The organism is Fimbriimonadales bacterium (assembly GCA_035559795.1).
Taxonomy (GTDB): domain Bacteria; phylum Armatimonadota; class Fimbriimonadia; order Fimbriimonadales; family ATM1; genus DATMAR01.
Window position 1 is genome coordinate 88,600 of sequence record DATMAR010000013.1, and the last position, 13,837, is coordinate 102,436.

The 13,837-nt window shown below is 47.4% G+C and carries 11 protein-coding genes; 1 reads left to right on the forward strand and 10 read right to left on the reverse strand.

The genetic code is table 11. The features are described 5' to 3' along the window. Nucleotides 1-14 precede the first annotated feature (14 nt). The 7 genes from VNK96_10145 to VNK96_10175 form a co-directional block, all read right to left on the reverse strand. Nucleotides 15-923 (reverse strand): bifunctional riboflavin kinase/FAD synthetase, encoded by a 909-nt coding sequence (locus tag VNK96_10145; GenBank protein HWP32065.1) that lies wholly within the window; start codon nt 921-923, stop codon nt 15-17. A gap of 52 nt (nt 924-975) precedes the next feature. Next, a complete protein-coding gene (gene uvrA / locus VNK96_10150; GenBank protein ID HWP32066.1) occupies nt 976-3,858 on the reverse strand; it encodes an excinuclease ABC subunit UvrA in 2,883 nt (960 codons plus the stop codon). Nucleotides 3,859-3,898: 40 nt separating this feature from the next. Beyond that, nucleotides 3,899-5,281: a hypothetical protein gene (locus VNK96_10155; protein ID HWP32067.1), complete on the reverse strand. Its 1,383-nt coding sequence runs from the start codon at nt 5,279-5,281 to the stop codon at nt 3,899-3,901. A gap of 92 nt (nt 5,282-5,373) precedes the next feature. Beyond that, nucleotides 5,374-6,537: a CofH family radical SAM protein gene (locus VNK96_10160; protein HWP32068.1), complete on the reverse strand. Its 1,164-nt coding sequence runs from the start codon at nt 6,535-6,537 to the stop codon at nt 5,374-5,376. Nucleotides 6,538-7,100: 563 nt separating this feature from the next. Then, nucleotides 7,101-7,304, reverse strand: coding sequence for a dodecin family protein (locus VNK96_10165; protein ID HWP32069.1), 204 nt, complete (start codon nt 7,302-7,304; stop codon nt 7,101-7,103). A gap of 71 nt (nt 7,305-7,375) precedes the next feature. After that, complete coding sequence (locus VNK96_10170) at nt 7,376-8,551, reverse strand: hypothetical protein (GenBank protein ID HWP32070.1); 1,176 nt, start codon at nt 8,549-8,551, stop codon at nt 7,376-7,378. Next, nucleotides 8,521-8,943, reverse strand: coding sequence for a c-type cytochrome domain-containing protein (locus VNK96_10175; GenBank protein ID HWP32071.1), 423 nt, complete (start codon nt 8,941-8,943; stop codon nt 8,521-8,523). Before VNK96_10175 ends, VNK96_10170 begins: the two co-directional genes overlap by 31 nt. 173 nt (nt 8,944-9,116) lie before the next feature. Here VNK96_10175 and glyA point away from each other — a divergent pair, with 173 nt between their 5' ends. After that, nucleotides 9,117-10,403 (forward strand): serine hydroxymethyltransferase, encoded by a 1,287-nt coding sequence (gene glyA / locus VNK96_10180; protein HWP32072.1) that lies wholly within the window; start codon nt 9,117-9,119, stop codon nt 10,401-10,403. 187 nt (nt 10,404-10,590) lie between these two features. Here the strand turns inward: glyA and VNK96_10185 are convergent, their stop codons facing one another. From VNK96_10185 to VNK96_10195, 3 genes are all read right to left on the reverse strand, one after another. Continuing rightward, entirely contained in the window at nt 10,591-11,223 is a 633-nt protein-coding gene (locus VNK96_10185) for a superoxide dismutase (protein HWP32073.1), read from the reverse strand. A gap of 231 nt (nt 11,224-11,454) precedes the next feature. Beyond that, nucleotides 11,455-12,795, reverse strand: a complete 1,341-nt coding sequence (locus tag VNK96_10190; GenBank protein HWP32074.1) for a S41 family peptidase — start codon at nt 12,793-12,795, stop codon at nt 11,455-11,457. Between the two features lie 195 nt (nt 12,796-12,990). Beyond that, nucleotides 12,991-13,710: an aquaporin gene (locus tag VNK96_10195; GenBank protein ID HWP32075.1), complete on the reverse strand. Its 720-nt coding sequence runs from the start codon at nt 13,708-13,710 to the stop codon at nt 12,991-12,993. Between the last annotated feature and the right edge of the window lie 127 nt (nt 13,711-13,837).

Below are 13,837 nucleotides of genomic sequence, written 5' to 3' on the forward strand. Positions count from 1 at the left end.
GCTTTAGGGGGTGTTCATCTCAAGACCGCGCGCACTTGCTCGATATCTCGTTGCATCTGCATCCGCAGTTCGTCTACTGAAAGAAACTTCTCTTCCTCGCGCAAGCGCTCCACGAAAAACAATACAGCGAGATGACCATATAAATTTTGCGGCGGAAAATCGAGCAGATGCGCTTCTATGGCGAACCCCGTTCCTACCGTCGGTCGCTCGCCGATACTTAAAGCCGCTTGAAACTTTCCATACGAGGTCTCTGCATATCCGGCATAGATTCCATAACGGGGAAGAATCTGTTCCACCACAGGGACGATATTCAAAGTCGGAATACCCAACTCTTTTCCCAACCCGCTTCCTTGCACGACGATTCCAGAAATACCGTAAGGAGAACCGAGCAAAATACTCGCCCCCTTCACGTCTCCTTCGGCGATCTTCTTTCGGATATTCGTAGAACTCACTCGTTGTCCTTCATAGGTTTCGGGGGGGACGGCAATCGTGTCGATTTTTTCTTTTAGCCAATTCACATCTCCCGTACGATCTTTCCCGAATGCGAAGTCATGCCCTACGACTACGGTGCCTGCGCGTAAGCGACTTCTGAGAACATTTTCGAAAAATTGTTCGGGACTTTGCGATGCGAACTCTTTATCGAATCTTACGATAACCAATATATCAACGCCTAATTTCTCGATTTTGCGAATCTTGAGATCAGGAGGCAAAATCGTGGGGGGGCAGTGCTCGGGACGCAAAACAGAAAGCGGATGGCGGTCGAACGTCAAAACGATGCAGGGCCTTTGGTGATTCTTCGCATCTTCGCATGCCCTTCGAATTACTGCCTGATGCCCCAAATGAACTCCGTCGAACACACCAATGGAAACTGTGCTCTCATTCCAAGACGCAGTAAGAGTTTCGAGACCGTAAATGGTAATCACATCGAAGAGTCTACCTTCGAAATCATTTTAGACTTGTCGAACTGGGGATCGGTTATCTTCGTGCCACTTTCTTGATAGGGTGTTTCTTTTCGGTCTCGCCGTTTTGTTTGATTCCGAGAAGCGGTTTGAGAAACTGTCCCGTATAACTTTGAGGAATTGCGGCTACATCCTCCGGTGTTCCGCATGCGACGATGAATCCGCCCGCATTCCCCCCCTCGGGACCCAAATCGATAATCCAATCCGCTGTTTTTATCACATCCAAGTTATGCTCTATGACAATCACCGTATTCCCTTGGTTCACCAGGCGATGCAACACGTCGAGCAGTTTTCGAATATCTTCGAAATGCAATCCCGTCGTGGGTTCGTCGAGAATATAAAGCGTGTCGCCCGTTGCGCGTTTGGAAAGTTCTGCAGCGAGTTTGATTCGCTGGGCTTCCCCCCCTGATAGCGTCGTCGCAGGCTGTCCCAATTTGATGTAGCCTAGTCCAACGTCTTCCAATGTCTCCAATTTCCTTTGAATTCGAGGAATCGCTCGGAAGAACTCCAAAGCTTCGGTGACCGTCATATCCAGCACGTCTGCAATCGTTTTCCCTTTATATTTGATTTCGAGACTTTCCCGATTGTAGCGCAGCCCTTTGCAAACTTCGCATGGAACATATACGTCGGGCAAAAATACCATTTCGATTTTGATAATCCCGTCTCCTCGGCAGGCTTCGCAGCGCCCCCCCTTCACATTGAAGGAAAATCGTCCCGGTTTGTATCCTCTTATTTTCGCTTCGGGTGTCATCGCAAACAGTTCTCGAATCAAATCGAAAACTCCCGTATAGGTCGCTGGGTTACTGCGCGGAGTCCTTCCGATGGGCGATTGATCTATATCGATTACTTTATCGATGAATTGCAATCCCGTAATACGTCGGTGGGGCAGCCAGTTCGTTCGCGTTCCGTAAACTTCATACATCAAACGCGGATACAGCGTGTCTTGAATCAATGTGGATTTTCCAGAACCAGAAACGCCAGTGACGCAGATGAAAAGCCCTAACGGGATTTCCACGTCTATATTTTTCAAATTGTTTCCTGTCGCACCTTCCAAGCGAATGATTTTGCTGGTGGGTTGACGTCTTTTTTCGGGAATCGGAATGCTTTTTTCGCCGTTGAGATATTGCGCCGTAAGAGTTCGCGATTTCAAAAACTTATCCAAAGGACCTTCGGCAACGACATATCCTCCATGCTCGCCAGCGCCAGGTCCTAAATCGATCACCCAATCCGAGGCACGTATCGTGTCTTCGTCGTGTTCCACCACGATCACCGTATTGCCCAAATCGCGAAGGCGCTGCAAAGTGCGAATCAATTTCTGATTGTCTCGATGGTGCAAGCCGATGCTCGGTTCGTCGAGAATATACAAAACCCCCATAAGACCGGAGCCGATTTGGGTCGCCAAGCGAATCCGCTGCGCTTCCCCCCCCGCGAGTGTGCGCGCAGTTCTGCTCAAGGTGAGATATCCCAATCCTACATCTTTCAAAAATCCTAATCGTTCACGAATTTCTCGAATCGCCCGTTCGCCTATCGTCCTTTGTCTCGCTGTCAATAAAGTAGGAAGTTTTTCGAAAAATTGCAAACATTCTTCGACCGTCAAATCGCTGATTTCGGAGATGTTTCGCTCTGCTAAAGTTACTGCTAAAGACGCTTTTTTCAATCGCTTCCCGTCGCATTTGGGGCACGGATGCGAGGACATGTATTGCTCTAAATCTTCTTTGACCCATTCGCTTTCCGTAGTTTCGTATTTCTTTTTCAAGATGTTGAGGACGCCTTCGAAGTGCGTCGTAATCTTTCGAGAACGACCTGGCATGTAGTGGTAGTCTACGACCAACGCTTTCGGATAGCCCTCCATTACGGCTTTTTTAGCGTTCGCAGGCAGTTTCGAATAAGGGGCATTCGAATCGAATCCCATCGCGCGACCTAATGCGTCGAAAACATCGGGCCACCATTCCTTCAACTCACCGTTTTTATGCACGAAAGGCGCAATCGCCCCCCCTCGAAGCGGTAAGGAAGGATCGGGAACGATGAGCGCCGGGTCGAACTCCGTCTTCGTCCCCAATCCGTTGCATTCTTCGCATGCGCCATACGGAGAGTTGAAGGAAAAGAACCTCGGCTCGATTTCGCCAAGCGAAATTCCACAATCAGGACAAGCGAAATGTTCACTGTACAATCTCTCCTCTCCATCGAGTATGTGAATGTTGACTAAACCGTTTCCCAACTTCAGTGCGGTTTCTATCGAATCCGCCAAACGCCCCTCCAAACCCTTTTTCATCACGATTCTGTCCACGACGACTTCGATGGTGTGTTGTTTATAACGGTCCATCGGAATGTCGTCGGTAACTTCGTACATTTTTCCATCCACACGCACGCGGACAAAGCCAGCCTTCGCAATGTCCGAAATCACTGAGCGATATTCTCCTTTTCTTCCCCTTACCACCGGTGCGAGGATTTGCACCTTCGCTCCTTCGCCGAGTTCTTTTACTGCATCTACGATTTGTTCGACCGTTTGTCTTTGTATCGCTCTGCCACATTGCGGACAATGCGGAACACCTGCACGGGCGAAAAGAATGCGAAGGTAGTCGTAAATCTCGGTTACCGTTCCGACCGTAGAGCGTGGATTTTTACTCGCCGATTTTTGGTCAATGCTTACAGCAGGGGAAAGACCTTCGATGTAGTCCACGTCGGGCTTGTTCATTTGCCCTAAAAACTGGCGCGCATATGCGGACAGGGATTCGACGTACCTGCGCTGTCCTTCCGCATAAATCGTGTCGAAAGCCAGTGAGGATTTCCCTGACCCGCTAAGTCCAGTGATAACCACTAACTTATCGCGCGGAATTTCTAAATGGAGATTTTTAAGATTGTGTTCCCGCGCGCCATGAATGACGATTTTATCGGTCATCTATAAAAATTTTACCCGAGAGAGAACGAATTGCCTTCGCTTAGAGGCTTCGTTGCCAGCGCACTTTGTCGGTTTTCGTCTGCCAATTCGCAGGTGCGAAACCCGTTTTTATCCATTGAATTCTCGATTTCACTTCGAACGAACTATCCTGAATGTAATCTTCGGGATTGGCAGTAATCGTTATCGTTACCGAACTTTCCGACGTTCCGATAGTTCTCGTATCCACCAAATCGTATTTATTCATCGTGTAATTGAATAAAAAGATTTTTTGCGTTACGCCGCTCAGCGTGCTCGAGGAAACTAAATTAAATTCTAATTTGCTCGCGTTTGCAGCGGTTGCGTGAGCGACTACATCGTACATGATTTGAACGCCGCTGAGGTTGAGCTCTCGACCACGCTTTACGATGTAATAACTGTTGTCGTCTTCGAACATGTCAGTGACATCCCCACTCACGTGTTCACCGCGTATTATGGTTATCGTTTCCGGTTTGATTTGTTCCGCGCTCGGCGTTAGACGCCATAAACGTCCATTCGTGCCGTTCATTGTTCCCAGGTCGGTGAAGTAAATCGTTCCGTCAGGCGCAACGGCGACGGATGTGCAGTGACTAATTTGGCTTACCAAAAGTGTCGTTTGGCCCGTGAGGGAATCCACGTACCAAACATTTCCCTCACCGTCATTGTTTCCGAATTCTGCTACGAGCAATCTTCCATCGGGCAAACCTGTAATGGCATTGAGAGGGCTAAAGCCGCCAATGAAGTTGCCGTTGATGAGTGTTCCTGTGTTCGCATCGAAAGTTTTGATGCCTCCATTCGTTTGGAAAAAACCGCCATGAAACGTGACATAGAGAACGCCGTTTCTTTCGAAAACACCGGTCGGTGCAACGCCAGTATATACAGCCGTGTCTATAAAGATGCTTAATTCGTTCCATGTGTTTCCGGATGGAGTTGCCTGAAAAATCTTATCTCCGTTCGAACTCGTAGCGAGGAGTCTGTTGTCTGAACTCACTACGCAAAAACCGTTCCAATTCCCACCGAAAGGAACCGGATTGAATTGTTTAATTAAATTCCCATTCAGGTCGTAATGCCAAACGGTTTCTTCTCCGGTATCCCCCCCGCCTTCGCCTACTAATAGAGTTTGGTTCGGAGCGACGAAAACTCCTAAAGGACCAATATTGAAACCGAAGTAACTCGAAACCGTAAAGCCGCTGATGAGCTCGGAATAATTCCCGTTACTGCCTTTAAGAATTCGCCCATTTGCCGAATCGGCGATGTACACGATTCCATTCGCATCTATCGATACACCCATCGGATTCGATAGTCCCGATAGTTCTATGCTCATTTGATAATTAGGGTCGTGAAGAATTTGAGCGTAGGAAAGTGTGAAGGTACTAACGAAAGTAACGAGACTTACTAAAGCTTTCATGGTTTTTGCTTCTAATTCGGAGTAGATAAGTTTTACTTATACCGTGCTTTTAATTAACAATTTCATCAAAAAGGCGAAATCTAGTATTTTTCTCAGGCATTGAGCAAGGGCAGTTCGGTTAATTTGCGCTGTGTTTTTTCTTCCGTCTGAGTATCAGTCGTAGCGACCTCTCGATATCGGCTATCTCGTTCGATGGGGATTCTGCCCGCTTCTAAAATCATATGCCGCATATTCTCGACCGTGAGCGCTTGTGTCTTCACGCCGGGTTTGTCGTCTTGATACGTAATTTCGTATTCCAAAACCGTTCCGTCGCAGTCGTCCGCACCGTACCATAATGCGACTTGTGTAACGGCTGGCGTGTTCATGATCCAAAAACTTTTGATGTGTTCGAAATTATCCAATAGCAGACGAGAAACGGCGATGTTACGAAGGTCGCAATCGCCAGTAGGGTGGGGAATGTGTTCTAATTCTGTGTTTTCAGGGTGAAAAGAGAGGGGGGTAAAACAAACGAAATGCTGCGTTTCGTCTTGCAATTCGCGCAACTGAAGCAAATGCTCCACTCGTTCTTCGATGGTTTCGATATGTCCGTAAAGCATCGTGGCGTACTGCGTGAGACCCAATCGCGAAGCAGTTCGTGCGACCTCTTTCCACTCGTCCCCCCCGATTTTTCTTTCGAAAAGCTCTTCGTGTACTCTATCCGACAGCACCTCGATGCCCCCACCGGGAAGAGCGTCGAGTCCGGCTTCGATTAAATCGCGCAATGCCTTTTCGATCGTCGTTTTCCCGACACGCGCAATTTCCACGATTTCCACAGCGGTGAATGCTTTGACATGAATACCGGGTCGCTCCTCTTTGACGACGCGAATTAAATCCAAATAATAATCATAGGGAAGTCGAGGATTCACCCCTCCCACCATGTGAATTTCCGTAATCGGTAAGTGCTTGTATCGACGAACTCGGGCACGAACTTCGTCTAATGTCATTTGATAAGGGTCGGGACCGCCTTTCTTCGCATAAAACGAACAAAATTTACAGAATTTATTGCAGATGTTCGTATAGTTGATGTGCTGATTTCTCACGTAATAGGCTTTGTCGTCGTGTAACTTTTCCCTCACGATATTGGCGAGATACCCCACACCTGTGAGATTCGGCGTTTGGTAAAGCCGCACCCCGTCCTCGAAGCTCAGTCTTTCCCCTGCAAGGACCTTCTCATAGAGGTCTACGAGGTCTTTACCTATCAGCGCTTTTGAATTCATTATTTCGAGTGAGTATACGTCAAAAGCGTAAGGTTTTCACCTCCTGAAAGCTTTCCCTTCTTCGCTTCGCTCGAAGGGAAACCGCTACATGAACATGTAGGAGCGCCGTTAGGCGCGATTATTTGCATTCATAACCGAATTCTTGCAGCCCATCCCCGATTATTTCAGCCTCATTTTCCTATGGCTTGGAGTGCGTAACGAGTTTTCCTTTGGCTTGGGATGCGTAACGAGTTTCCCGATGACTTGGAATGCGTAACGAGCAAAATTTATTCGGTTCCCCTTGCTAAGCAGGGTGAACCTTACGGAAGGGTTCATAAAAATCGAGGAATTGCGTCATTGGTACGAAAAAGAATTCTTCCCACCTCCTTAAAGGTTCCTCCTCTTCGCTTCGCTCGAAGGGGAACCAGAAGTTGTAGGAGCACCATAAGGCGCGATTTTCACCCCCTGCCTTTATTTTCATTTTACAAAGAGGGACGATTTGCTTATAGATTTATTTTAGTGTTTGCTTCCAGATCTCTTATGATAGGGGCAAGTTCTTGCCCGTTCTTGCCCCTACCAAATCTTTAGTCTTCCAAAATGAACGTAATCAGCATATTCACTTTATATGCAGTTACGTTTCCGTTTTCGACCATGACCTCTTGTTCTTTTATCCAAGCGGCTTTGATATTGCGGAGCGTTTTATTCGCTCGGGCGATGCCTTGCTTTATGGCATCTTCGAAACTTTCGGAAGAAGTGGAGCTGATTTCTACAACCTTCGCAACAGACATGGCAAACCTCCTTTTTTCGATGGCTTTATTCTACCAACGTTCCTTACCGTTCCCTTTTCAGGAAAACGGTGCTAATACATTAATACGAATTTGAAAAGGAATTTTGGTTTAGCGCTCTCGCTGAAATTCGCCTCCAATACGAGGCGCGTGTTGTTTACGAACCCTGGGAGGCGATAGGAAAGATAGGGTGAGATCACGGCGGTTTGACCTGTCTTTCCGTCAACGCGGATACCCAACGCCGTTTCCCAACTTGGCACGAAGGTCAACTCCGCGCTCCCCAATGTCTGCCACTCTTCTTCTTGTTTAGCACTCGCTAAACCTGCCATCGCATAAAAATTCCCCATTTCCCAGTAGACGTTCGCACCGAAAAGCAGTCTGTTGTTCGTTCCCGAGAAGGCAGATATTCCGAAACTCGAAACGCCATTTTGGCGATACGCCTCCAAATAATAACCTTTCGGTTGGTTCTCGAATTCTGCTTTGGCGTGGTCTTTTGCATCTTCTGTAAGCGGAATAGAGAATCTTCCGGTGAAGGGAATCGTCAAGGTAGCAAAAAATCCATCCACGGTGGACTCGTCGTCGAGTTTGTATACCGTTGCGCGAACGAGAGGAGACATTTCTCCTACGGCGAATGCTCGAAGTTCTTCGAGGTCTTCGTCGTCTGTGGGTGGACCTTCTAAAGAAGAAGAGAAAAGAATCGATTCTGAAATCGAAAACAAATGTTCTGGTTCTAATTGTTTTGCAACGGTGTCTTGCCCTATTGTTAATTGAAAGTTCTTATTCGGGTTGTATCGAACGTAGAAATGTCCGAAAGAACCGCTTTCGTCATGAATCTCTCCGTCTTCGAGTTCTCTCTCTATGACGCTCCATTCTGCGAGGTAGAAAAGGCGAGGATTAAACTCGCCAGCGAACATGAGTTCCACTTCCGAGGGCGTACCTTTGATGGTGTCGGGTTCCTCTTCTAATGTTTTTGCATCGAAAGCGGCAAATGGACTGAACAGCACACGACCTTTTCGCAACTCGAAGCCTGCTGCGGTTGGTCCTCGCAATCTCACCAAGAGCCCTGTAGCGCTGAGTTTTGGCGGATGGACATGACAAGTAGAACAAGGAACTTCGAATTCTCTCGTATACGCCGGTATCGCTTGGGCAGAATTGAAAAAGATAAATGCGATAAACGAAACGAAGACTCCGATGATGAATACCGGAAGAAGTTTTCGCATCACTTTTCTTGCGCTCCGGATGCAATCCATCTTTCAATAAGTTTGATTTCGGGTTGTTTTAGGGGCTTCCCCCCCATCGGCATTCGCGGTTTTTTGTCTCCTTTTATGTACTTCATGATAAGACTTGCTTTCGGGTTTCTCGGAACAACGATAGCACCGCTCCTTCCACCTCGCATCATCGCTTGATACGATGAAAGGTCGAGGTTTGCCGTCTTAATCTTAGCGGAATGGCAGGTTATGCATTCCTTCTTTAAAATTCCAGCAACTTCTTTCCATGTGGGAATCTTTTCGTAATCTCCGGTATCGTCTTCACTTTTTTCGAATGCATTAACGCTTATGCCACTGGAGATAGCAAAGATGAAACCGAGAACGATAAGTGTAATTATCGTTTTCGAAAACTTGAAAGTACGTGTGCGACTCATTTTTCGATTGGTTAATGCGAGAGGGTTTGCTCTATCCTTCTCATCCTTTTCAGAAACGGAAACACCCCTTATCGGGTTCCGGTTTTTTTTACAGGGCTTTGCAAAAAGTCTCGCTCGGAGCACGCTTATCGAAGCCTCCCTACCCTTGTGCCACGAAGGTTCATAATCACATCATGACGTTGAAAATCTCTGACCCCGATGTTCTCGCGCATCGAACGAATAATCTCGCCCAAACCGACCCTGAGGTCGCTTTCATCCTGAGAAAAGAGGAGACTCGCCAAGAGCAGAATCTCGAACTCATTGCCAGCGAAAACATCACGAGCAAAGCCGTCAGGGAAGCCGTGGGTAGCGTAATGACCGATAAGTACGCGGAAGGCTATCCCGGTAAGCGCTATTACGGAGGATGTGAATACTACGACGAGGTCGAAAACTTAGCCATAGAGCGTGCGAAAGCCCTTTATGGCGCTGCCTGGGCGAATGTCCAGCCTCATAGCGGCGCGCAGGCGAACATGGCGGTTTATTTCACCTTTCTCAAACCCGGTGAACGGCTGATGGCGATGAACCTATCCCACGGCGGACATCTCACGCATGGTAGTCCGGTGAATTTCACCGGAATGTTATACGAAGTGATTCCTTACGGGGTTCGAAAAGAAGACGAACTCATCGATTACGAAGAAGTAGAACGGCTTGCATTCGAACATAAACCGAAGGTCATCGTTTGTGGGGCGACGGCGTATTCGCGTGTGATTGATTACACGCGCTTTCGAGAAATTTCCGATGCGGTTGGTGCGATTTTGATGTGCGACATGGCTCATCCTGCAGGATTGATTGCGGCTGGGGAATATCCTAATCCTATTCCTTATTGCCATGTCGTCACCAGTACGACTCATAAAACATTGCGCGGACCGAGGGGGGGGATGATTTTGAGCGCAGACGAAGAAATCGGCGCGAAAATCAATAAAATGGTCTTTCCCGGCATACAGGGGGGTCCTTTGATGCATTGTATAGCAGGGAAAGCGGTTTGCTTTCACGAAGCCGCACAACCCTCTTTCAAAAAATATCAAAAGCAAGTCCGTAAAAATGCCGACGCCTTAGCGGCAGCGCTCGCCAAAGAGGGATTTCGCATCGTTAGCGGTGGTACGGATTCTCATTTGATGCTTATTGATCTGCGTCCTTTCGAAATTACTGGAAAAGTCGCCGAAAAAATCTTGGACGATGTAGGAATTACGACGAATAAAAATACGATTCCTTTCGACCCAGAAAAACCTTTCATTGCCAGTGGATTACGTTTAGGAACACCGGCAGTTACTACGAGAGGAATGAAAGAAGACGAAATGCGAATGATTGCTTCCTTGATCGCACGTTCATTGCGGGCGAAAGACGACGAGAAAGAAAAGGCTCAGATTCGAAAAGAAGTTAGGGAATTGACTGCCCAATTCCCTGTGCATGATATTGCTTAGTTTATAAACCTGTCTTCTGAAATATTTTTTTAGCCTCAACTGCAGGAGCAGTTGAGGCATATAAAACCAGGAGCAGTTGAGGATAAAACTCAGGAGCAGTTGAGGCATACAAAACTGCCGAGCAGTTGAGGCATACATACATAAAACTCGACTCATTTTCTCGAGTCGTATGGTTGCTTATCTCTGTTTAACCTTTTCGCAATGCCGCTTCGAGACGTCTATTCACCGCATCCCAATCGAGCACTTGGAAAAACGCATCGATATATGCGCCGCGGTTCGTCGCGAAATCGAGGTAGTACGCATGCTCGTATACGTCCAAAGCGAGAATCGGCGTGGCGTTCCATATCGGAAATGTGTTTTGCGCATCACCGATGTAATTGAAAAGAGTTTTTTCATCGTGGTCGTATGCAAGCCATGCCCAACCGCGTCCCGCGATCCCCGTCGCCTTTAAATCTTTTTTCCATTCCTCGATACTTCCGAAATCGCGTTCGATGAGCCTTTTCGCTTCGCCATTCGGTTCACCATTACCGCCTAAGATGTCGAAATATATCGTGTGATTGATGAATCCGCCGTATGCGAAAGTGTAATCCACCTTGAGTGACCGGACTTGACTGTAGGTTTGATTCGCTTTCGACGGGTCTTTATCGAGTTCTGCGAGGGCTTTTCGAATTTCGTTCGTTTTGTTTGCATAGCCCTGGTAGAGTTTGAAATGCTCTTCGTGCGTTTTGCGGCTTATGCCTACACGTTCCGTCGTAAAAATCTTTTCCGGCAAGGGAACCGGAGTTACCAGTTTGACCTCTTGTGCTTTTACTTCTGACATGATATTCCTCCTCTCGAAAGGATACTCGAATGAACCGACACCTGCCGATATCCAAGCAGAGCCGATTGCTTTAAAGAGTTCTCTGCGTGAAATCATCAAAGAGAGATTCCGATGAGGAAGTATACATCCTTCTCATAGGATCGTGTTTCCATTAAAGCCTCAACAGCGGGAGCCGTTGAGGCATGAAAATAACTTTGAGGCATGAAAAATCACTTGAGGGATAAAAAAGCCTCAACAGCAGGAGCTGTTGAGGCATGAAAGGCATGAAAAATAACTTTGAGGGATAAAAACCCAACTATCCCCTGCAGATGCAGTTGTTAGGGCATAAATAGAAACTTTCATTTCTACGAATGCTTTCTCGACTGCTTTCAGGAGGAGTTCTTCGTTCGCCAAATCCTTCGCATCCACGGGATAATCGGGCTCTACACCTTTGCCTTCCAGACGGCGACCACCGTAAGTTACATATTCCATCAAGGGCAGTTGCAAAGAAAAGCCTTCTGGCAGACGGAAGAATGTGGAGGCGAGGACTGCACCGGCAGTCGTTGCACCGACAACTTTCCCGCGTTTGTGATCTTGAATCGCAGAAGCCAAAATTTCGGAAGCGCTTCCCGTGCCACCATCGGTCAGAACCACTAATTGACCTTTATAAACTTTGTCTTCGTCACCCCTCGCACGAATTTCTAACCCGAATTCCTTCGCCACCTTTTCGGGAGTATCTTTTTCGTCGGGGTGTTTTTCTAAATATTTTTTGGCATCCATTCGCGTGATGAACTTTCCGAGCGATGTGTCGGGAGTGAGGACTTTTCCCGCTAAATGATAAAGGTTAATCGTACTTCCCCCCCCGTTCGAGCGTAGGTCTAAAATTAGACGTTCGGCTTTGCTCGCTTCTTCGAAGAACTTGTCTATTAATTCACGGTCGTATCCTGTCATGAACGTGTTCACGCGAATCATGACGGTTTTTTTGTCAATCCATTTCAACTCGTCTTTGGTGAGCGTGCTGAATTCGCTCCGTTTGACAGTCACTTCGATAACGCTGTCTCCTCGTTGGATTTCGAGGAGAACCTTTGTGTCTTTTTCACCACGTATTTGCTCAGGACCTTTGACAGGTTTTCCGTCCGCCTTGACAATCAAGTCGCCGGGTTTAATCCCTGCCTTTTCTGCCGGTCCTTCCGGAATTACCCGGATGACTCGCATTCCACCCGGTTCGATTTGCCCAGAGATTCCGATTCCGACCGCTTTGCCGGTTCTTTGAATTTGCGTCGAGCGAGGGGTCAAAAGCCGAAGGTGCGAAAAACCGAATTCCATGAAGGCGCGGTTAACGGCACTTGCGAATTCGTCATGAGTGTCTGCCTTGTCGAACTCTTCTCGATGTTTTTGCTGAAATTCGTCCCAACGTGAAAAATCCACCCCACCTACATAAGCGCGTTCTTTTACGAGTTTGCCGATTTCCTCTAAGATTTCTGCCTTAGTTTCTTTAGAAATGCTTTGAGCGAAGACTGCGCTGGATAGGATCAATACCAGTAAGGAAAGCAAAAGCCCTTTTACTCGAGCGAGAGAAATCAACTGATTCATGTCTCTGTTAGATATCACGCTTTTAATGGTTGGAAAGGTTCCAAAGTTTTAGTAGGTGTTTATTAGGCAAGGGTACTGATTAATTTTCTTGCCTATATTTTCCTCGTTCCCGAACTTTTTCCTCGTTCCCAAACTCTATTTGGGGAACGTAAATGGTTTTGCCACATTTATAATGAGAACCAAGAAATCTCTTGTTTATCCTCCTGATTCCTGCTGTTCCTCCTTTGTCTCCAGGAAAATCTTATAGAAAATTCCAGCGACAATCGCCCCTAGAATGGGTCCCGCGATGTAGACACCAGCCTGAGGAGTCAAATTCCCACTGACTCCGGCAGGTCCGAGGTAGCGTGCAGGGTTCACAGCGCCTCCTGTGAAAGGCCCACTCGCTAAAATCGCGATCGTCACGGTCAATCCGATAAGGAGTCCGAACATTTGTCTTGCGCGACGCGATGGGTCGATTGCAGTCATGAGTACCACAGTCATCAAAGCGAAAGTCATAAGCGCTTCCGTGCCGATACCCTGAAGCATCCCGACTCCTTCACCCAGTTGTGGTGTCCCGAGATAGGGTGGGGTGTCTCGCATGGTCGGAAAGAGACTCCAAACTGCTAACCCTCCGACTACTCCGCCCAAGATCTGCATAATGACGTAAACCGAAGCCTCTTTTGCACCGAATTTTCCTATAATGGCGAGACCGATACTAATTGCCGGATTAATGTGTCCCCCTGAAATCCCGGCTGCTATATACACTGCAATCATCAGAGCGATGCCGTGAGCGAGCGCGATAGCCAAAAGCCCGATGCCCCCTTGTTGAGTAGATGCCAAGTATGTGTCCATACAAATAGCAGCTCCACCGAATAACACTAAAAAGAAAACCCCGAGCCCTTCTGCGATTCCAGCCTTGAAAAGTCCTCCAGTCATAAAGAAACCTCCTGAAAAAGTCGAATTTTTTTAGCAACTCCTTGCGAAAAGACGAAATATAGGTGCAAAATGGAACCTCCAAGCACCTTTAGAAAAGTAATTTGACAATATATCGCTTGGAAAGCGG

Bases quoted from the DNA above. Each gene is read 5' to 3' on its own strand.
- uvrA (HWP32066.1), bottom strand. From the start codon at position 3,858: ATGACCGATAAAATCGTCATTCATGGCGCGCGGGAACACAATCTTAAA.
- VNK96_10155 (HWP32067.1), bottom strand. From the start codon at position 5,281: ATGAAAGCTTTAGTAAGTCTCGTTACTTTCGTTAGTACCTTCACACTT.
- VNK96_10160 (HWP32068.1), bottom strand. From the start codon at position 6,537: ATGAATTCAAAAGCGCTGATAGGTAAAGACCTCGTAGACCTCTATGAG.
- VNK96_10165 (HWP32069.1), bottom strand. From the start codon at position 7,304: ATGTCTGTTGCGAAGGTTGTAGAAATCAGCTCCACTTCTTCCGAAAGT.
- VNK96_10170 (HWP32070.1), bottom strand. From the start codon at position 8,551: ATGGATTGCATCCGGAGCGCAAGAAAAGTGATGCGAAAACTTCTTCCG.
- VNK96_10175 (HWP32071.1), bottom strand. From the start codon at position 8,943: ATGAGTCGCACACGTACTTTCAAGTTTTCGAAAACGATAATTACACTT.
- glyA (HWP32072.1), top strand. From the start codon at position 9,117: ATGACGTTGAAAATCTCTGACCCCGATGTTCTCGCGCATCGAACGAAT.
- VNK96_10185 (HWP32073.1), bottom strand. From the start codon at position 11,223: ATGTCAGAAGTAAAAGCACAAGAGGTCAAACTGGTAACTCCGGTTCCC.
- VNK96_10190 (HWP32074.1), bottom strand. From the start codon at position 12,795: ATGAATCAGTTGATTTCTCTCGCTCGAGTAAAAGGGCTTTTGCTTTCC.
- VNK96_10195 (HWP32075.1), bottom strand. From the start codon at position 13,710: ATGACTGGAGGACTTTTCAAGGCTGGAATCGCAGAAGGGCTCGGGGTT.